Origin of the sequence: Paraburkholderia sp. PGU19, assembly GCF_013426915.1 — a bacterium.
Taxonomy (GTDB): Bacteria; Pseudomonadota; Gammaproteobacteria; order Burkholderiales; family Burkholderiaceae; genus Paraburkholderia.
On sequence record NZ_AP023179.1, the window covers coordinates 3019176 to 3039725 of the forward strand.

The 20550-nt window shown below is 62.7% G+C and carries 15 protein-coding genes and 2 pseudogenes; 7 read left to right on the plus strand and 10 right to left on the minus strand.

From position 1 onward, the window contains the following. Window positions 1-20: 20 nt before the first annotated feature. The 8 genes and pseudogenes from H1204_RS13755 to H1204_RS13790 all read right to left on the minus strand — a co-directional run bounded on the left by H1204_RS13755 (window position 21) and on the right by H1204_RS13790 (window position 10222). Window positions 21-830: an ROK family protein gene (locus tag H1204_RS13755; protein ID WP_180728739.1), complete on the minus strand. Its 810-nt coding sequence runs from the start codon at window positions 828-830 to the stop codon at window positions 21-23. A gap of 53 nt (window positions 831-883) precedes the next feature. Beyond that, on the minus strand, window positions 884-2470 hold the full coding sequence (gene zwf / locus H1204_RS13760) for a glucose-6-phosphate dehydrogenase (RefSeq protein ID WP_180728740.1): 1587 nt from the start codon (window positions 2468-2470) through the stop codon (window positions 884-886). A gap of 105 nt (window positions 2471-2575) precedes the next feature. Further along, window positions 2576-5307 (minus strand): annotated as a pseudogene (locus H1204_RS13765) (glucosidase). 34 nt (window positions 5308-5341) lie between these two features. Continuing rightward, complete coding sequence (locus H1204_RS13770) at window positions 5342-7345, minus strand: amylo-alpha-1,6-glucosidase (protein ID WP_180728741.1); 2004 nt, start codon at window positions 7343-7345, stop codon at window positions 5342-5344. 79 nt (window positions 7346-7424) lie between these two features. Next, window positions 7425-8822, minus strand: coding sequence for an ATP-binding protein (locus H1204_RS13775; RefSeq protein WP_180728742.1), 1398 nt, complete (start codon window positions 8820-8822; stop codon window positions 7425-7427). Continuing rightward, window positions 8819-9532: a response regulator gene (locus H1204_RS13780; RefSeq protein WP_180728743.1), complete on the minus strand. Its 714-nt coding sequence runs from the start codon at window positions 9530-9532 to the stop codon at window positions 8819-8821. Before H1204_RS13780 ends, H1204_RS13775 begins: the two co-directional genes overlap by 4 nt. Window positions 9533-9604: 72 nt before the next feature. Next, window positions 9605-9898: a hypothetical protein gene (locus tag H1204_RS13785; protein WP_042307329.1), complete on the minus strand. Its 294-nt coding sequence runs from the start codon at window positions 9896-9898 to the stop codon at window positions 9605-9607. A 165-nt stretch (window positions 9899-10063) separates the two neighbouring features. Next, complete coding sequence (locus H1204_RS13790) at window positions 10064-10222, minus strand: hypothetical protein (RefSeq protein ID WP_180728744.1); 159 nt, start codon at window positions 10220-10222, stop codon at window positions 10064-10066. Between H1204_RS13790 and H1204_RS13795 the strand changes: the two genes are divergently transcribed. From H1204_RS13795 to H1204_RS13820, 6 genes and pseudogenes are all read left to right on the plus strand, one after another. Beyond that, window positions 10223-10504 carry a hypothetical protein gene (locus tag H1204_RS13795; RefSeq protein WP_091787968.1) on the plus strand — a complete coding sequence of 94 codons (282 nt, stop codon included), beginning with the start codon at window positions 10223-10225 and terminating at the stop codon, window positions 10502-10504. Between the two features lie 89 nt (window positions 10505-10593). Then, window positions 10594-11064: a ferritin-like domain-containing protein gene (locus tag H1204_RS13800; RefSeq protein ID WP_007734771.1), complete on the plus strand. Its 471-nt coding sequence runs from the start codon at window positions 10594-10596 to the stop codon at window positions 11062-11064. A gap of 332 nt (window positions 11065-11396) precedes the next feature. Continuing rightward, window positions 11397-12965 (plus strand): efflux transporter outer membrane subunit, encoded by a 1569-nt coding sequence (locus tag H1204_RS13805; protein ID WP_180728745.1) that lies wholly within the window; start codon window positions 11397-11399, stop codon window positions 12963-12965. Between the two features lie 93 nt (window positions 12966-13058). After that, window positions 13059-14210 (plus strand): efflux RND transporter periplasmic adaptor subunit, encoded by a 1152-nt coding sequence (locus tag H1204_RS13810; protein ID WP_180728746.1) that lies wholly within the window; start codon window positions 13059-13061, stop codon window positions 14208-14210. Window positions 14211-14221: 11 nt separating this feature from the next. Further along, window positions 14222-17275 (plus strand): efflux RND transporter permease subunit, encoded by a 3054-nt coding sequence (locus H1204_RS13815; protein ID WP_180728747.1) that lies wholly within the window; start codon window positions 14222-14224, stop codon window positions 17273-17275. Between the two features lie 186 nt (window positions 17276-17461). Further along, a pseudogene (locus tag H1204_RS13820) lies at window positions 17462-18099 on the plus strand (LysE family translocator). Window positions 18100-18138: 39 nt separating this feature from the next. Here the strand turns inward: H1204_RS13820 and rarD are convergent. Beyond that, complete coding sequence (rarD, locus tag H1204_RS13825) at window positions 18139-19014, minus strand: EamA family transporter RarD (protein WP_180728748.1); 876 nt, start codon at window positions 19012-19014, stop codon at window positions 18139-18141. A 299-nt stretch (window positions 19015-19313) separates the two neighbouring features. On the opposite strand from rarD, the gene H1204_RS13830 reads away from it, so the two are divergent. Next, on the plus strand, window positions 19314-20102 hold the full coding sequence (locus H1204_RS13830) for a sulfite exporter TauE/SafE family protein (RefSeq protein WP_180728749.1): 789 nt from the start codon (window positions 19314-19316) through the stop codon (window positions 20100-20102). 46 nt (window positions 20103-20148) lie between these two features. Here the strand turns inward: H1204_RS13830 and H1204_RS13835 are convergent, their stop codons facing one another. Continuing rightward, window positions 20149-20403 (minus strand): hypothetical protein, encoded by a 255-nt coding sequence (locus H1204_RS13835; protein ID WP_007589174.1) that lies wholly within the window; start codon window positions 20401-20403, stop codon window positions 20149-20151. Window positions 20404-20550 lie beyond the last annotated feature (147 nt).

Consider the following 20550-nt stretch of genomic DNA (forward strand, 5'->3'; position numbering starts at 1 on the left):
TGTTCGCCCCGCCCGCTCTTTCAACGGAACACGCCCGAGCTCTGGTTCGCTTCCGGCAACTGCCGCGTCTCCCGCACCGACTTCGGACGCCAGAGCCTCGCGCCGCCTTCGATGCCCGCCGCGTTCGATACGACGGCCGCATTCGACGGCAACTCGAACGTCAGACGCTCCGCATTGCCGCCACCGATCCACAGCTTGTCGTAGTTGACGAGCGAAGCGAGGATCGCGATCACCTTCTCCACACGCCGGTTCCAGCGTTTGTTGCCCACCTTCTCGCGCGCCGCATTGCCGATGTACTCGTCATACGTGCGGTCCTTGCTGACGGGATGATGCGCGAGTTCGAGATGCGGCATCAACTCGCCGTCGCGAAAGAGCGCGGTGCCCGCGCCCGTCCCCAGCGTCAGCACGAATTCGATGCCATGCCCTTCGATCGCCGCGAACCCCTGCATCTCGGCGTCGTTGATCATGCGCACGGGCAAGCCGCCCACGCGCACTGCCAGTTGTTCCGCGAGCGCGAAGCCGCGCCAGTTCGCATCGCCGATATTCGGTGCCGTCAGCACATGGTTGTCACGCACGACGCCTGGAAAGCCGATCGACATCAAAGTTGGATGCTGCGCATCGACGAGCGGCTGCACGAGCGTCGCGAGCGTATCGACGAGTTGCTCAGGCGTGCAAGGATGCGGCGTCGCGACGCGCACGCGTTCGCTTTTCATGTCGCCGCCCGCGTCGATCACGGCCGCCTTCAACCCCGTGCCGCCGACGTCGATGGCGAGTATCCGTTCACCGTCGCTTTTGGTGTTGCGGCGCGTCTGTACTTTAGCTTTAGTCAAATCGTCCCCCTTTCGTTTGTCGTTGTGACAGATCTGGACAGGTCCAGACAGGATTACTCTTTGCTCTGCAATGAACGCCACGCGCGGCCATCGCGCGCGAGCAGTTCATCGGCTTGCGCCGGCCCGCTGCTGCCCGCCGCATAGCCATGCACGGGCAGCGCACCGCCTTCAGGGTGCAGCACATGATCGACCGCGCACCAGCCCGACTCGATGCTGTCGGCACGCTGGAACAGCGTCTCGTCGCCGAGCATGCAGTCGTAGAGCAGCGTCTCATAGCCGACATTCGCGCGTTCGTCGAAGAAGTCGTTGTAGTTGAACGCCGAGCGCACCGCACCGATCTGCATCGCCGGTCCGGGCACCTTCACGTTGAAGTCGAAGCGCGTGCCGTGCGCGGGATCGATGCGCAGCGTGAATACGTTCGGCGTCAGCGCTTCGACGGGCGTGTCGCGGAACATCAGAAACGGCACGCGCTTCAACTGCACGGCGATCTCGGTGCGGCGCGCGGCCATGCGCTTGCCCGTGCGCAGATAGAACGGCACGCCCGCCCAGCGCCAGTTGTCGATGAATACGCGTGCGGCCGCGTACGTTTCCGTGGTGCTGTCGCGCGCGACGTCGGGTTCGTCGCGATACGCGATGCCCGCATCGCCCTTTTCGTACTGGCCGAAGACGACGTCGTCCCGCTTCAGCGGCTCGATGGCGGAGAACAGTTCGGCTTTCTTGTCGCGCACGGCCTCTGCATCGAATGAATTGGGTGGCTCCAGCGCGACCATTGCGAGCAACTGGAACAGATGGTTCGGCAGCATGTCGCGGAATGCGCCCGTCTGCTCGTAGAACTTGCCGCGCCCTTCGACGCCCAGCGTCTCGGCCGCCGTGATCTGCACGCTGTCGATGTACTCGCGCCGCCACACCGGCTCGAACATCGCGTTCGCGAAGCGCACGGCAAGGATGCTTTGCACGGTGTCCTTGCCGAGAAAGTGATCGATGCGATAGACCTGCGATTCGTTCGCGAAACCCAGAATGTGCGCATTGAGATCCCGCGCGGACGCGAGGTCCGTGCCGAACGGCTTTTCGATCACGAGACGCCGGAAGCTTCCCTTGCGTTGCGGGTCTTCTTTCAGCAAGCCATGCTTGCCCAGACGTTCGACGATCGGCCTGAAAAAGCGCGCGCCCACCGCGAGGTAGAAGATCGCGTTGCCGTGCGGCGTTCTCTCGATACGCTGCTTGAGCGCTTCGAACACATCGTCGGTTTCGAATTCGCCCGCCATGTACTCCATGCGCGACGATAGCCACTTCCAGGCTTTCTCGTCGACCTTGCCGGTATGCGCTTCGCTAGCCTTGTCGGCGGCGAACTGCTGCAGCGAGTGGCCGAGATCGTCGAGCCACTCTTTTGTTTCGCGCTCGCCGTGATTGACGCCGATGATCTGCATGGCGTCGTCGAGCAGGCCATCGATGGTCAGGTTGTACAGCGACGGCGTCAACAGACGTTTAGTCAGATCGCCGCCCGCGCCGAATATGACCAGCGTGCACGGCGGCGCAGGCCGCTTGCCTGCGGGACCCGCGGCGGCGGCGTGCGGCCCTACGCCGATCTTGCAGCTTGCTGACGAGGCAGTCGATGAAGCGTCGTTTGCGTCATTGGACATGGCAGTCTTTCCATCAATGAGCCATACGAGTGGCGATATCTGAAAGACCCGCCGCCATGCCGCACAGTTCAATCGAACCGCTGCATGAGCTGCGGGCAGCGCGGTCTATTTCACGGAAGCCGCCACTTCGGCGTCCTGTGCCTCGCCCGTCTCAGGCACGAAGCCCGAGCTTGCAGGTTCGCGCGGCTGCAACAGCAACGCGACGAGACCCGACCATCCCGTCTGATGCGACGCGCCCACGCCGCGTCCGTTATCGCCGTGAAAGTATTCATGAAAGAGCACGAGATCCTGCGAGCGCGGGTCCGCCTGCAACAGGGGATACGCAGCCATCACAGGCCGCTCGTTGTTCTTGTTCTTCAGGAAGAGCGTCGTGGTGCGTTGCGCGAGCGCGTCGGCGATTTCGGACAATGAAAGCTGGTTGCCCGAGCCCGTCGGGTACTCGACGCGAAAGTCGTCACCGTAATATCGATGGAATTCATATAGCGACTCGATCAGCAGATAGTTGACGGGCATCCACACCGGCCCGCGCCAGTTCGAATTACCGCCGAACACCCGCGAATCCGATTCAGCGGGCAAGTACTTCACGCAGAAGCTCTGGCCGTTGTGTTGATAGACGTAGGGTTGATCGCGATGCACACGCGAGAGCGCGCGCACGCCGTGATCGGACAGGAACTCGGCTTCGTCGAGCGCGCGCCTGAGCAGCGCTTTCATCCGATGCCCGCGCAACAGCGAAAGCAGCAGGCTGTTGCCGCGCCCCGGCTCATTCCAACGCGACACCAGTCGCGCGAGTTCGGGCTTGTTGCGCAGGAACCAGACAAGGCGATCGCGAAGACCGGGCAGCGAGCCATGCAGCCGCTCTTCGAGCACATGCACGGCGAGCAGCGGAATCAGACCGACAATCGAGCGCACGCGCATCGGCACATTGGAGCCGTCGGGCAGGCGCAGCTTGTCATAGAAGAATTCGTCCTGGCTGTCCCACAAACCTGTATCGCAGTTATCTTCACAACTCACAGCCTGCGCGATATACAGGAAGTGCTCGAAGAACTTCACGCCAATATCGACGAACACGTGATTTGCAAACGCGAGTTCGAGCGCGATACGCATCAGGTCCAGCGCATATGCCGCCATCCATGCGGTGCCGTCGGCCTGGTCGATATGGCCGCCCGTTGGCAATGGCGACGAGCGGTCGAAAATGCCGACGTTGTCGAGCCCAAGAAAGCCGCCCTGGAAGATATTGCGGCCGTCTGCATCCTTGCGGTTCACCCACCACGCGAAGTTGAGCAGCAGCTTGTGGAAGACCAGCTCGAGAAAATCGCGGTCGCCCTTGCCCATCAGCGCGCGATCGATTTCATACACACGCCACGCAGCCCATGCATGCACGGGCGGGTTGGCATCGCTGAACGCCCATTCGTACGCGGGGATCTGCCCGTTCGGATGCATGTAGCGATCCTTCACGAGCAGCAGCAACTGACGCTTCGCAAACGCGGGATCGATCAACGCGAACGCGGCGGCATGAAACGCGAGATCCCATGATGCGTACCACGGATACTCCCACTTGTCGGGCATCGACACGATATCCGCGTTGCACAAATGCCGCCAGTCGCGATTGCGCCCCTGTTTGCGCGATGCGGGCGGCGTCGGCTGCGAGGGGTCGCCGTCCATCCAGCGCTCGACGTCGAACTGGTAATACTGCTTCGACCACAGCATGCCCGCCAGCGCCTGGCGCTGCACGAGCCGCTCGTCGGCGCCTTCGATAGGGTGCTGCAACGCCGCATAGAACGCATCGGCTTCGGCGATGCGCTGCGCGAACAGTTGCTCGGCATCGAGCGGCGTTTCATCGGGGCAAAACTCGGGACGCCAGCGCAGATAGACGACGGCCGCCCCTGCGGCGGCAGATTCAGCGGCACGTGCGCGGCCGCCTTCGTTCCCGCGTCGCGCCGGATCGCGTCGGCGTCGCCGTGCACGAGGTAGTCGTTGAATCCGTCCTTGAACGGACCTTGCGCGTCCATGTTGAAATGGCGCCGGACGTTCGTATCGTTCTCGCAAAACAGCCACTCGAAGACCGTGGTATCGGGCGACCATGCGGTCACCACGATCGGCTCATGACCAGGATGCGTGCCGAGCAGACGCGTGACGCCGTGTACCGTCTCCTTCGTGAGCTTCGGGCGCTCGTCGCCCTCCTTCCACGACCATTTGTTGCGCGCCCAGATTTGCGGCAGCAGATCGAGAGAGGCCGATTCGTCCGCGCGGTTTTCGACGGTGACGCGCATCACGATGTCTTCGGGCGTGCTCTTTGCATATTCGACGGTCACGTCGAAATAGCGCAAGTCGTCGAAGACGCCTGTATCGAGTACTTCGTATTCCGGCAGGTCCGCACCGCGCCGCCCGTTCTCTTCGACGAGATCCTGATAGGGAAACGCGCCATGCGGGTACTTGTACAGCATCCGCATATATGAATGCGTCGGCGTGCCGTCGAGATAGAAATACAGTTCCTTGACGTCCTCGCCGTGGTTGCCTTCCTGGTTCGTGAGGCCGAACAGGCGTTCCTTGAGAATGGGATCGGCGCGGTTCCACATCGCGATCGACACACACCAGTTCAATGTATCGTCGCCGAAACCCGCGATGCCGTCCTCGCCCCAGCGGTAGGCGCGGCTGCGCGCGTGATCGTGCGGGAAATAGTCCCATGCGGTGCCGTTCGGGCTGTAGTCTTCGCGCACCGTTCCCCACTGGCGCTCGCTCAGATACGGACCCCAACGCTGCCATCGCGCGCACTCGCTGGAGTGCAGACGTATTCCTTCGACGGTCGCAAGCAGGTTTCCGGCGCGCAGCGGAGGCATGGCAGCGTCCTCGTCTCTCGTGTGACGGTGGGTGTCACATCGTCGCGCGGTTTGGGGTGTTCGCGTCGGTGAGGTGGGCATGGGCGCTTTCGCCCAGCAACACGTCAATACGCAAGCGCTCTCCCAGCGACCACGCCTGAAACGGCGTGCCGCCCGGCGTGTGCGGCGCATCGCCGTCTGCGACTTCCGAAATGTGATCGAGGCCCGCGCGATCCAGATGCGCGTCGAGCGGCGCGAGAAAACGCGCGCGTGCTGCGCTGCGATCTACCTCGTCGGGACGTTGCACGCGCAGCCATGCTTCGACGAATGGCCCGAGCAGCCATGGCCACACTGTCCCCTGGTGATACGCGCCGTCACGCTCGAGCGGCGCGCCCGCATAGCGCCCGCGATATGCAGGATCTTCCGGCGACAACGTGCGCAAACCCAGAGACGTCAGCAGATGCGCTTCCACCTGCGCAACGATGGCGCGCGCCGTTTCGCCTTCGACCAGCGCAAACGGCAAGCCGCCTGCCGCGAAAATCTGATTGGGCCGGATCGATCTGTCGACCGTGCCGCGCACATGATCGACATCAACGTTATCGAACAGCGCGCCCGTTTGCGGATCGACGAAGCGTTGCGCAAACGAAGCCGCCACACGGTCGGCAGCTTCAGTCCATCGCGCGTTCCACTGTGCTGCAATGCGCAACGCGTTGAACCACAACGCCTGCACTTCAACCGGCTTGCCGATGCGCGGCGTCACCACCCAGTCGCCGACCTTCGCATCCATCCACGTGAGCTGCACGCCAGGCACGCCTTCACGCAGCAGGCCATCGTCGTCGGCTTGGATGCCGTAGCGCGTGCCCTGTGTGTAGCCGGCCAGAATCGTATCGACAGCTGCTTGCAGGCATTCGCGCGTCGCGTCCGACGCATGCCCCGCCGCCAGATAGTCGTGCACGGCAATCGCGAACCAGAGCGAGGCATCGACCGAGTTGTATTCCGGCTCGTCGCCGTAATCGGGAAAACGGTTCGGACACATGCCTTGTGAAATCGTCCCCGCCCAGGCGAGCAGGATCGATTCGGCTTCCGCGAGCCGCCCCGTTGCGATCAGCAGACCGCGCATCGCGATAAACGTATCGCGGCCCCAGTCGGTGAACCAGGGAAAACCGGCGACGATCGTGCGGCCCGCCGAGCGCGCGACGACGTACGCATCGGCGGAACGATGCAGGCGCGAAGCGAAAGCAGCGCGGCGGTTCGTTTCGGTCTCGGCAAGCGCATTCGCCTGCTCCATCGCGGCGGCTTGCGCAACAGGCGTCGATTGGTTCGGCACGTCCGCGCTCAATATCATCGCGGCCGCATCCGAACGAAGATCGAACGTGAATACGCCGGGCGTCGCAAGGTTTTCGGTGAAATCGAGGCCGCGCTCACGTTCGCGTACGTAGCAGAAGTTGCGATACCAGACGGGCGCGTGTTCATATGCGCCGTTCGTGATGATGCGAATCGCTGGCAGATCGTGATACGGCTGCCACTCCACACGTTCGCCATCGACGGAAGCGGAAAAATCGAACGCGCCGTTCTCGTGATGCAGCGCGTGATAATCGCGACCCGACAGCAACGGACGAACGTGCAGCGTGATAGGGTCATCGCCACTAGCATCGCCATCGAATGCCACGCGCCAGCGCAGCACTGTTTCGCAGGTTGCTTTCGCGACGAACGCTTCCGCGATCACACACGTCTGCGCATCGATACGGAAGCGCCATGTCGGCCACGGCGTCGTGTCGAACGCGATCAGACTCGCAGCGATGTCGGGATAGACGATATCGGGTGCATAACGCTGCATCGACAGCGGATAGCGCACGCCCTTCGTTTCGATCCAGGCCTCGATCCCGTTCACGAGCACGATACGGCCCGCTGGCGCGCGCGTCGCCGTGAGCAGCAGCGCGTGATAACGCCGCGTGCGCAGCATGCCGACCGTGCCCGACGCAAAGCCGCCAAAGCCGTCGGCCTCAAGCCATTCGTCTTCCAGACGTTCGATATCGAAAGGAGATTCGACGCGGGTCATCGCTATAGCCGCCGTGCGCCGGCGACGGGATCAAGACAGCCGACAGATTAGCCGCTCGCACATGAAATGTCTTGCTCGCTCAACTGGCCGACTGCGCAGTCGACGGCTCGCTCGCACCTGCTGCGCTGGAATCGCGCTGGATCGGCAGCACGGCCCACACTTCCAGGCCGCCACCCTCACGTGCATGGAACTCCAGCGTGCCGCCATGCAGCCGCGCAATGCGTTCGACGATCGCCAGCCCCAGCCCCGTGCCGCCCGTCTTGCCATGCGCGTTCTTGCCGCGCTGGAACGGCGCCTTGAGCCGTTCGAGTTCTTCCGCGCTCAAGCCTTTGCCGCGATCGGCGACGGCCACATGGATCGCCTGCGCGTCCGCCCACGTCCTCACGGCGAGACCCGTTTGTCCGTAGACGACGGCGTTCTGCATCAGGTTCATCACGAGCCGCATCATCGTGATGGGCCGGAACGCGTGCTCGGGCAGCTCGCCCAGTTGCAGGTCGAACTCGTGCCCAAGACCCGCGAAGTCGGCGGCAAGCTGGCTGATCAGCGCGTTCAGATCGCCCGATTGCGGCGTCTCGCGCTCGCCGCTGCCCGCATAGTCCATGAACTGCTGAAGAATCGTATCGATCTGGTCCAGATAGGATTCCGCCGCGCCGACGAAGGCTTCGTCGCCGTTCGTGTCGTTCGCCATGGCCATCGCAAGGCGCAGCTTGGTCAACGGCGTGCGGATGTCGTGCGAGATGCCCGCGAGCATCAGCGCACGCGTCGCTTCCGCCTGCTGCAACGCCTGCGTCATCTGGTTGAACGCGCCGCTGACTTGTGCGATTTCCGTCGGACCATCGACGGGCAAAGGCGGCGGCACTTCGCCCGCGCTCACGCGGCGTGCCGCTTGCGCAAGCTCCCGCAATGGACGGTTCAGATGCGCCTGCAGCGCGAAGCCCGTCAACGCGGCGAGCATCGCCAGCCCGATGGACAGCAGCACCGCGGTCAGCATGCCGCCGCCCTGTGCCTCTTCCGGCACCTGCAAGCCGATCCAGTAGGGCGTGCCCGCCACATGCATGCGGATCCACATGCGCGGATGCGGCGCGCCCTGCCAGCGCACTTCTGTGCCCGCAGGCAGATAGCGGTGCAGCGTATCCAGGAACGTCACCAGCTGATAGGTCCGGTAGAACGCGAGCAACCGCACACGCGGCTCGGATACAGCTTCCGTTGGCGGTTCGCTGCGCGCATCGAGCCGCGCGACGAGCGTGTCGCGTGCGTCCTCGGGCGACGCGGCCAGCGCGTTGTCCAGCGTCTTGATGTACGTGCCGAACACGGCCGCGGCGCGTTCGACGCGCGGCTTCTGCACGTAATGAATCAGCACGCTCAGCGAGCACACCTGAGTGAACGCAACGAGCACGATCAGCAGCGCGATGTTGCGCGCGAGCACGCTGCGCGGCAGCAAGCGGGACATGAAGCGCGGCAACATTCGCGCGCTCATGCGTCGACGTCGGCGACGAGCATATAGCCGACGCCCCACACGGTCTTGATGTAACGCGGCTTCGACGGATCGCTTTCAATGGCCTGCCGCAGACGCAGTATCTGCACGTCGATACTGCGGTCGAGCGCATCGTGGTCGCGCCCTCTTGCACGCGCGATCAGATTGTCGCGGCTCACCGCGCGGTTCGGCGATGCGGCGAGCGCCGTCAGCAGCAGCATCTGCGCCGAATGCAGCTCGAGAAGATCGTCCTGTTTGTAGAGGCACTGCTTGGCGACATCGAGCCGGAAGTCCCCGAAGCGCAGCGTCTGCGTGGTGACGGTCGGATCGTTCGAGGCGATTTTCTGGCGGCGCAGCAGCGCATTGATGCGCGCCACCAGTTCGCGCGGCAGGAATGGTTTCGCGAGGTAATCGTCGGCGCCCGTTTCGAGGCCGATCACGCGATCGAGCGGATCGCCTTTGGCCGTGAGCATCAGAATGGGCAGCGTGTGCCCTTCCGCCCGCAGTTTCGCGCAGATCTGCAGGCCGTCTTCTTCGCCGATCATCAGATCGAGCACCAGCAGATCATACGGCTCACGCTGCAAATAGCGCTCGAGCCGCTTGCTGTTTTCCACCGCGCGGACTTCGAAACCATGTCCGCTCAGAAAGCGCTGCAGCATATTGCGGAGTTCCGCTTCGTCGTCGAGCACGATGATGCGGGCGGGTCGGTCCATACAAGGCTCCTTCGTCGCGTATGGTTTCATTCATCTTGCAACAGTGTAGCTTCATGCCGACCCGTTTTTCCGTCAGTGCGATCCCGCGCGCTGCGCCATGAACTGCTCGATCTGCGCGAGCGTCACGTAGCCCTGCTTCTGCGTGTCGATCTCATTGAAATGCTGCGCCACGCGTGGCATGCCCGTCTGCGCCTGAGCAAGCGTCAGCTTGCCGTCGTGTGTCGTGTTGGCGGCGGCAAAGCGCTCCTGCAACTGCTGCATCATGCGCTCCATGCGCGGCGATCCCGCCATCGGTTGCGGCGCCGTCTGGGCCATCACGCCCGTCGATGCAATGCACAAAGCCAGAATAGCGATCAACTTCTTCATTTCCCATCTCCATCATCGGTTCATTCAACTTCTTCGCTACGTCGTGTTGCGATTCGTCGTTGGTGAAGCGAATTCTGGTTGTCCGGGACGCCCAAGGCAATTTCAAAGTTATGTCGATCCATGTCATGCCAGCACCCCGCAATTTCACGCACGATGCAATGCGTATTACGCAGCAGACACTTCAAAAATGAGCGTGCTTTTTCCGACATCGAATGAAACAAGTAATCGCTGCCCATGAACCGATGCGTTGCGTATCGTTTGCACGTCGGTTGCCTCATCAGCATTTCGCATCGCATCCGCCGACATCCGCTTCAGGAGTTTCATGTGAACATTCGCTCTGCTTATACGTCCGCGATCGCCGCCATGGGCATCGCCTGCTCGACGAGCGCCTTTGCCGGCACCGTCTTCATTCATGCGGCCTATGTGCCCGCCGCCGTCTATGCACCGGCGCGCACGCTCTATTACGTGCCGCCGCAACCGCCTGCCGTGGTGCCCATCGTGCCGGTGGCGCCCGTCGTGCCCTACGTTGCCGTCGTGCCGCCACCCGCGCCCGCGATACGGCTGCCCTATGCGACGATTCCCGTGCCTGTCGTCATCATCCGCTGACCGCATTCGTGCCACGATTCACTTGATCTTTGCAGAGGCGAGGCCAACAATGAAAGCCTCGTTCGTCGACGAGTTTCGCGGAGGGCCACATGCCAGACATCGAAAAGGACAAGGTCATCGCCGTGCTGAACCAGATTCTCGAATCCGAGCTGGCAGGCGTGGTCCGTTATACGCACTACTCCTTCCTGGTGTTCGGCTTTGGCCGCATTCCAATCGTGTCGTGGCTGCGCCAGCAGGCTGACGAATCGTTGCTGCATGCGCATCAGGCGGGCGAATGGATCACGACGCTCGGCGAGTATCCGTCGCTAGGCATCGGTGCGCTGCTCGATTCGCATACGACGGACATCACGACCATCCTGCGTGAATCGCTCACAGCGGAAGACGTCGCGCTCGGCCTGTATCGCGATCTGCTCGCACTGGTCAAGGACCGCTCCGTCGCGCTCGAAGAATATGCGCGGCAGATGATTACCGTCGAAGAGATGCACGCGGGGGAAGTAGACAAGATGCTCCGCAAGCCCGGCACGGTGGGCACATCGGGCGAGCGCGGCGCGGCGCATTGAGTTTGTTTGCCGTGCTGTAAGGGCGCAATCGCAAGCGTGCGCGCCTCATTCAATTGTCAAATTGCTCGTCGCATTCACGTTACTTCAACGATCGTCCGTCTATCCACCTCTCGAGAAGCGCCGCATAGGTCAACACATGACATATACGGCGCTTCTGTCTTTGCGCGCTGATTTAACGTTTGAGCGCCGTAAAACAGATCTATTCCCCTAAAGCTTCTGCAAGCATGATCTCGTTTGCAACGACCCATGCTAGGCTATGCGCGGCATCAGGCTGTTGAATTCTGCATTCGCAATTTCGTTCGTAGTCCGCGCAGGTAATACAGGGTGGATAGATGATCGATGACGTTAAAGGCAGTGTCAGCCGTAGTCGTTTGCATAGACCCCCACGTTTCGCGTTCGACGCTTCGATCAGCGCAGCCGTCGCTATTCTGGGCGCGGCATTGCTCCCCCTGTCCGGCTGCATGGTCGGCCCCGATTACCGCACGCCCACACCGCCCGCTACTGAAACCTATACGCCTACGCCCCTGCCCGATCAGACGGCATCGGCGCCAGGCGCGTCGGGCGTGCCCCAGCAATTCATCGCCGGGCAGGATATTCCCGCCCAATGGTGGACGCTCTTTCATTGCGAGCCGCTCGACGCGCTGATACGCGAAGCGCTCGCCAATAGCCCGAACGTCGCCGCGGCGCAGGCCGCGCTCAGGCAGGCGGCCGAGAACTATCGCGCGGAAGTGGGCAGCGCGTTGTATCCATCCGTCGATGCGAAGCTCAATGCGACGCGTGAAAAGTTCAACGGCGTCACGTTCGGTGAGCCGGGACTCACGGAAGAGCTGAACCTGTATAACGCTTCAGTGAATGTGTCGTACAACCTCGATGTGTTCGGCGGCTCGCGGCGCGAACTCGAATCGCTGCGCTCGCAAATCGATTACCAGAGCTACCAGTTGCAGGCCGCGTATCTCGCGCTGTCGGCGAACATCGTGACGGCGGCGGTCAAGGAAGCGTCGTTGCGCGAGCAGATCGACTCGACCGAGCGCATCGCCGCCGACGAAGAAGCGCAACTCGGCGTATTGCGCAAACAGTTCGAGCTGGGCGGCGTGGGCCGCACTGCCGTACTTTCGCAGGAAACGTTGCTCGCGCAAACACGCGCGACGCTGCCGCCGCTGCGCCAATCGCTCGATCAGACGCGTCATCAGCTTGCCGTGCTCGCGGGCAAGCTGCCGAGTGATACGGCCGTGCCCGAGTTCAGGCTGTCGATGTTCACGCTGCCGCAGAGCTTGCCCGTGAGTCTGCCTTCGTCGCTCGTCCGGCAGCGCCCCGACATTCTCGCCGCCGACGCCACGCTGCATCAGGCGAGCGCCCAGGTTGGCGTGGCGACGGCGAACATGTATCCGCAGATCACACTGTCGGCGAGCTATGGCCCGCAGGCGCTAACGCCCGCCGGACTGCTCAAATACGCGGACATGATCTGGAGCATCGGCGCGGGCATCACACAGCCAATTTTTCACGGCGGCCAGTTGAGCGCACAGAAGCGTGCAGCCGAGGCCGCTTTCGATCAGGCCAACGCGCAATACCGGCAAACCGTGCTGCTCGCGTTCCAGAACGTCGCAGATACGTTGCGCGCACTCGAACACGATGCGACGGGTCTCGCCGCGCAAACGGACGCATGGCGCGCGGCGAGCGCTTCGCTCGATCTGACGCGCGGCCAGTTCCGTGTCGGCGGCGTCAGCTATCTGGCGCTGCTCGATGCGCAGCGTCAATACCAGCAGACCGTCGTGAATCTCGCGCAGGCGCAGGCCGCGCGCTATGCGGATACGGCAGCGCTGTTCCAGTCGCTGGGCGGAGGCTGGTGGAACGACGCGACCACGAGCCAGGCGAATCAGGCAAACCCCGCCACGCCACATTGATTTTTTGCAGTCACCGCGCGTCGCATGCGATGAGCCCGCAGCGCCGCCGGACGCGTTTCGTGCCTCACCCGTTTGCCGTGCAAGGACCTGACGATGACGACGAAAAGACCGATGACAAAGCGGATGATCATCATGCTGATCTGCGTGGGCATGCTGCTCGCCGCGCTGGTCGGCTTCAACCTGTTCAAGGCGCACATGATGCGGAAGTTCATGGCGAGCAATGCGACGCCCGCCGCGACCGTGACGTCCGCTGTCGCGCGCTATCAGAGCTGGCAGCCGCAGCTGTCCGCCGTCGGCAGCCTGCGCGCGGTGCGCGGCGTCGACGTGACGACGGAAGTGCCCGGCCTCGTGCGCGAGATTCCGTTCAGCTCGGGCCAGGAAGTGAAAGCGGGTCAGGTACTGGTGCGCCTGAACGACGATTCCGACCGCGCGCTACTCGCGTCGCTGCAAGCCGCGGCGGAACTCGCGCAAACCGTCTACAAGCGCGACAAGGCGCAGTACGACATTCAGGCGATCGCCAAGGCGCAACTCGACGCCGATGCCGCCGACCTCAAAAGCAAGCGCGCACAGGTCGATCAACAGGCCGCGCTCGTCGAAAAGAAAACGATCCGCGCGCCGTTCGCGGGACGCGTCGGCATCACGACCGTCAATCCCGGCCAGTACATCAATCCTGGCGACGCGATCGTCACGTTGCAGGCCATCGATCCCATCTACGCCGACTTCTATCTGCCGCAGCAACAGCTCGGGCAATTGCAGGTTGGACAAACCGTTGTCGTTGATACGAACGCGTACAGCAGCCGCACGTTCGACGGCAAGATCCGCTCGATCAACCCGCGCGTGGACAACGCAACGCGCAACGTGCAGATCGAAGCAACCGTCGACAACCGCGAGCGCAAGCTGCTGCCCGGCATGTACGCGAACGTGAAGATCGACGCGGGCAACGAGGAGCGCTATCTGACGCTGCCACAAACGGCGATCACCTATAACCCGTACGGCGCGACCGTGTTCGTCGTGAAGCCTGGCGAGCGCAAGGACGCGCATGGCAAGGTCATCCCCATCGCGCAACAGGTGTTCATCACGCCGGGGCCGATGCGCGGCGATCAGGTGGCGATACTCAAGGGCATCGGCGAAGGCACGCAGGTCGTGACGAGTGGCCAGTTGAAGTTAAAGAACGGCACGCCGCTCGTGATCGATAACCGCGTGCTGCCTGCGGACAGCCCCAACCCGACGCCTCAGGAACAATAAGAGGCCGCCCGATGAAATTCACCGACATCTTTATCGAACGGCCGGTGCTCGCCTCCGTCGTGAGCCTGCTGATTCTCGTGCTCGGCTTGCGCGCGCTGTCGACGCTCAAGGTCAGCGAATATCCGCAGACGGAGAACGGCGTCGTCACGATCCAGACCGCATACTACGGCGCGAGCGCCGACACGATGGCCGGCTTCATCACGCAGCCGCTCGAATCGGCGATCGCGCAGGCGCAGGGCATCGACTACATGTCGTCGTCGAGCAAGACGGGCCTCTCGACGATCACGGCAACGCTGCGCCTGAACTACGACTCCAACCGTGCGCTGACGGAGATCAACACGCAGATTGCGTCGGTGCGCAACCAGTTGCCGCCGCAAGCGCAGCAGCCCGTGCTGACCGTGCAGGTCGGCCAGACCACCGACGCGATGTACATGGGCTTCTACAGTGACGTCCTGCCGAGCAACAACGTCACCGACTATCTGCTGCGCGTCGTGAAGCCGAAGCTCGATTCGGTCCAGGGCGTGCAGACGGCGGAAACTCTCGGCGGACGGCAGTTCGCGTTGCGCGCGTGGCTCGATTCGACGAAGCTCGCCGCGCACAACGTGACGGCGTCGGACGTGTTCGCGGCGCTCGGCAACAACAACTATCTGGCGACGCTCGGCACGACCAAAGGGCAGATGATCAGCGTCGATCTGAACGCGGGCACCGACCTGCATTCCGTCGAAGACTTCAGGAAGCTGGTGGTCAAGCAGAAGAACGGCGCGATCGTGCGGCTCGAAGATGTCGGCAATGTCGTGCTCGGCGCGGACAGCTACGACTTCAACGTCGCGTTCAGCGGCAAGCGCTCGGTGTTCATCGGCATCAAGGTCGCGCCGGACGCGAACGTGCTCGATGTGGCGAAGCGTGTGAAGGCGATCTTTCCCGATCTGCAGAAGCAGTTCCCCACGGGCATGACGGGTGACATCGTCTACGACGCGACGGACTTCATCAACACCGCCATCGAAGAAGTGGTGAAGACGCTCGTCGAAGCGCTGCTGATCGTGACGGTCGTGATTTTCCTGTTCCTCGGCAGCTTCCGCGCGGTGATCGTGCCCGTGATTGCGATGCCGCTGTCGCTGATCGGCACGTTCTTCGTGATGCAGCTGCTCGGCTATTCGATCAATCTGCTGACGCTGCTCGCGCTGGTGCTCGCGATCGGACTCGTGGTCGACGACGCGATCATCGTGGTCGAGAACGTCGACCGGCATATGAAGGAAGAAGGCAAGCCGCCATTCGAAGCCGCGATGATCGCCGCGCGCGAGCTGGGCGGGCCGATTCTCGCGATGACGGTGGTGCTGATCGCCGTGTATCTGCCCATCGGTTTTCAGGGCGGGCTGACGGGCGCGCTCTTCACCGAGTTTGCATTCACGCTGGCGGGCGCCGTGGCTGTATCGGGTGTGATCGCGCTGAGTCTCTCGCCGATGATGTGCTCGCGCTTTTTCCGTATGGACCAGGAGTCGGGACGCTTCGCGCGTTTCGTCGACAGGCAGTTCGAGCGTGTGCACCACGGGTATCAGCGGCTCTTGCATTCGATGCTCGACACGTGGCCCGTGTTCATCGTGATGGGGGCGCTGCTATTGTGCGGCACGGTGTATCTGTTCATGACATCGCAATCGGAGCTTGCGCCGCAGGAGGACCAGGGCATCGTGCTGTCGCAGATCCAGGGGCCGCCGAACGCGACGATCCAGCAGATGCAGACCTACGCCGACCAGGTGTTCAACATCTCAAAGGACATGCCCGAGTATTCGCAGATGTTCCAGCTGACGGGTGCGCCGACGCTGAATCAGGGGATTGGCGGCGTGCTGTTCAAGACGTGGGATAAACGCAAGAAGAACGCCACGCAGTTGCAGCAGGAGTTGCAGGCGAAGTGGAACGGCATCGCGGGCGCGCGCGTGGCCGCGTTCCAGTTTCCGCCGTTGCCGGGCGCGCAGGGCTTGCCTGTGCAGTTCGTGATCAGCACGACGGAGCCGTTCGAGAACCTGAATGAAGTCTCGCAGACCGTCCTGCAGAGGGCGCGTGAAAGCGGCATGTTCTTTTTCGTCGATAGCGATCTGAAGATCGACAAGCCGGAGAGCGTGCTGGTCGTGGATCGAGACAAGGTTGCGTCGCTTGGGCTCACGCAGAGCGATGTCGGGCAGGCGCTGGGCGCGGCGCTGGGTGGCAATTACGTGAACTATTTTTCGATTGCGGGGCGCTCGTATAAGGTGATTCCGCAGGTGCTGCAAACGGACCGTTTGAATCCGTCGCAGGTGCTTGATTATTATTTGCGTACGCCGGATGGCAGTGTGATTCCCGCATCGACTGTGACGCGTTTGAAGCAGAACGTCGTGCCGGAGTCGATCAATCACTTTCAGCAGTTGAACTCGGCGACGATTTCCGGGGTGATCGCGCCGGGGATTTCGCAAGGCGAAGTGCTCGACTTTTTGCGCAAGGCCACGACGGATGCCGCGCCGACTGGCTATAGCGCGGATTACTCCGGGTTGTCGCGACAGTTCGTGCAGGAGTCGGGCGGATTTGTCATTACGTTGATGTTCGCGACGATCATTGTGTTTCTGGCGCTTGCCGCGCAGTTCGAAAGTTTTCGCGATCCTGTGGTGATTCTGGTTTCTGTGCCGATGGCGTTGTTTGGGGCGTTGATCTTTATTAACCTCGGGCTGTCGACGCTTAACATTTATACGCAGGTTGGGCTCGTTACGTTGATGGGGCTTGTTAGCAAGCACGGTATTTTGATTGTGCAATTTGCTAATGAGCTTCAGCGCGCTGGGCGCTCGAAACGTGAGGCGCTTGAGGAGGCTGCTGCTGTGCGGTTGCGGCCTATTCTGATGACTACCGCGGCTATGGTGCTTGGGGTATTGCCTTTGGTGATTGCGTCAGGGGCTGGCGCTGCTGGGCGGAATGCCATGGGGCTTGTGATCTTCTCCGGGCTTTCTATTGGGACGCTGTTTACCCTGTTTGTTGTGCCTGCGATGTATATGCTTTTGGCTGCTGATCATCACAAGGATCGGGGTCGTTCCGCTCTGGCTTGAGTTTGTGGTGTGGGTGGCGCTGGGCGGTGTTTTAAGGTTTTGGATGGCATCCGCGCTTTGCCTTCGTGCTTCATGCGTCGCCCCTGAGCGGGACAACGCGTGAACAGCAAACACCATAGTGCGGATGCCAGCGCAAACAAAGATCAAACCACGTAGCGTCGCAGACAAAAAACCATTGGAGCAATAATGTTCAGCGCATCACTTTTCCTGACGGCCGCAGGCGTAGGCCTAGCAGTCGCCGCCCCAGTCGGCCCCATGGGCATGCTCTGCATCCGCCGGACGCTGACGGACGGCCCCGCGCGGGGCTTGCAATCGGCCTGGGCATAGCAGGCGGCGACGCCATCTACGGCCTGATCGCCGCGCTAGGCCTGGTGAGCGTATCGCATTTCATGCTGGCCTACGACAAGCCGCTGCACATCATCGCAGGACTATTCCTGCTGTATCTAGGCATCCGCACGATGCTACAGAAAGTCCCCGCCGACAACGGCGACAACACCGAAGAGAAACTGGGCAACATAGGCCACTCAGGCGCAGTAAAGGCCTTCGCAAGCGCCCTGCTGCTCACCCTGACCAATCCGCAAACGGTCATCATGTTCGCCGCCCTCTTCACGACGCTCGCGCCGCGCGGACCGTTTTCATCGAGTGTCGCGCTCACGACCGTGCTCGGCGTGTTCTGCGGATCGATCGCGTGGTGGTGCTTCCTGGTGACGGCCGCGTCGCTCGCGCGGCATGCGATCGGCCACAAGCTGCGCGTGATCATCGACCGCATCGCAGGACTGGCACTGGCTGTGTTCGGCGTCATCGAGGTCAAGCGCGCAATCTGACCGTCACACAGGGCAATTCACACGCGGGCGAGCAGCGCCTTAAACCCGCGCAAACCGCGCCCGCCACAACCCATCGAGCGAATAAAGCGCGAGCGCTATCCAGATCGCGCCATAGCCGATCAGCTGCGCCTGCCCGAACGGCTCGCGATAGATCAGCACGCCAATGAGCAGTTGCAGCGACGGCGTCACATACTGGATCAGGCCGAGCATCGACAGTGGAATCCGCCGCGCGCCCGCCGCGAACAGCAACAGCGGCACGGCCGTGATCGGCCCGGCCAGCGCAAGCAGCACCTTCACGCCGAATGACGCCGCGCCGAACCCGCTCTCGCCATGCGAAGACGCGAAAAACAGATACAACACGGCCACTGGAAAGAGCAGCACCGTTTCGAGCGTCAGCCCTTCGAGGGCGCCCAACTGCGCCGTCTTGCGCAGCAGGCCATAACCCGCGAAGCTGAACGCAAGGGTCAGGCTGATCCACGGCGGATGGCCGTTTTCCCAAGTGAGGTACAGCACGCCGCACGCGGCGACCGCAACGGAAAGCCACTGCACGCGCCGCAACCGCTCGCCGAGAAACGCAAGGCCGAACAACACGTTGATCAGTGGATTGACGAAATAGCCCAGACTCGCCTCGACGATATGCCCCGCGTTGACGGCCCAGATATAGATGCCCCAGTTCGTCGACAGCAACAGCGCGCTCGCGGCAAAGCGAGCCAGCAGCCGGCGATCGCGCAGCACGGGCGCAAGCCACCGCCACTGCTGCCGCACGGTGAGCACGATGAAGAGAAACAGCATCGACCACACCATCCGGTGCGCCAGCATCTCGACAGGCGAAATCTGATGCAGCGACTTGAAGTAGACGGGGAAAAGTCCCCACAAGGTGAACGCGAGCAATGCGTAGGCGACGCCGGGATTCATTTTTGTCAGTCTGCGGATGGGAAGACACGGGGAAGCAGAGACAGAAGCGGCCCGCTGGTGCGCCGTCCGGCACACGCTGGTCGCCCGAAACGGTTATTGTAAGCCGTCTGTCGGGACAGCCCGATACACAGCATCCGCCCGCATTCGTACGCGGCATCGCCGGTTTTGCGACAATAGCGGTCTTTCGCCGCGCCGCCGGCCAGCATGAACGCCCCGATGGGATCATCTGACAGGCAGCAAGACGCACGGCTACCGGCAAGCTCGCCCGCAACCTTTTACGACCGTCCGCGGTCCGCGCAATGGCACTTCCCCATATCGATCTCCTGTTTTCCGCGTCGGGTCTGTTCGTCGGGTTTCTGGTCGGACTGACGGGCGTGGGCGGCGGCTCGCTGATGACGCCGATCCTCGTGCTGCTGTTCAACGTCCATCCGGCGACGGCCGTCGGCACGGACCTGCTGTACGCCGCCGCAACCAAGGCGACGGGCACGCTCGTGCATGGGGTGAAGGGTTCGATCGACTGGCAGGTGACGATGCGCCTTGCCGCCGGCAGCGTGCCCGCCGCCACCGTCACGCTGATCCTGCTGCACCGCTACGGAATGACCTCGACGCGCGGCGGGCATCTGATCTCCCTCGTGCTGGGTGTGGCGCTGCTGATCACCGCGATCGCGCTGATATTCCGGCCGCAGCTGACCAGGCTCGCGGCTTCACGCAGGCGCGCGACAGGTCAGGGCAGCACGCTCGGGCTGACCATGCTGACGGGCGCGATCCTCGGCGTGCTGGTGTCGTTGACCTCGGTCGGCGCGGGCGCGATCGGCGTCACGGTGCTGCTGCTGCTCTATCCGATGCTGCCGACCACACGCATCGTCGGCTCCGATATCGCGCACGCCGTGCCGCTCACGCTGCTCGCGGGTGCGGGGCACTGGCTGCTCGGTTCGATCGACTGGTCGATGCTGCTGTCGCTGCTGGTCGGCTCGCTGCCGGGTATCGTGATCGGCAGCTATCTGTCGTCGAAAGCGCCCGAAAAATTGCTGCGCAATCTCCTCGCCGCGACGCTGACGCTCGTCGGCGTGCGACTCGTTCTGTCCTGATGGCGAGCGGGCGCATACGCCCGCCACGCGTAGGGGACTACTTGAATCACTTGAAGAAGCGGCAGTTCAGGTCGGTTTCGAACTGCCGAACCCAGTGGCCTGCCGTGTCCTCGTGATAGGACTGCGCCCAGCCGCCGCGCCGGATCGTCAGAAGACGGGAGCGATGTGACGCGTCGTCGGGATCGTCGCTCGCGCTGATGTCGAAATGCGCGGGCGCGAAGCCGTGCCGCGCGCACACCAGCTCGAACGCCGCGCGCTCGCCGATGGGAAGGTCGGTGTAGGTGAAGCGGATCGTGTCCATGGCGTCGCTCCGTGAAGCATCGTCGATAATTCACAGTACTGCACCCGACGGGTAAATAGTGTGTCACGGCGCACAAGAACGAACGTCCGTCGCGTTTGGGCGTGGGCCGGCGCACAGTCGGTTCCGAGCCGGCGCAATACGCCCCGA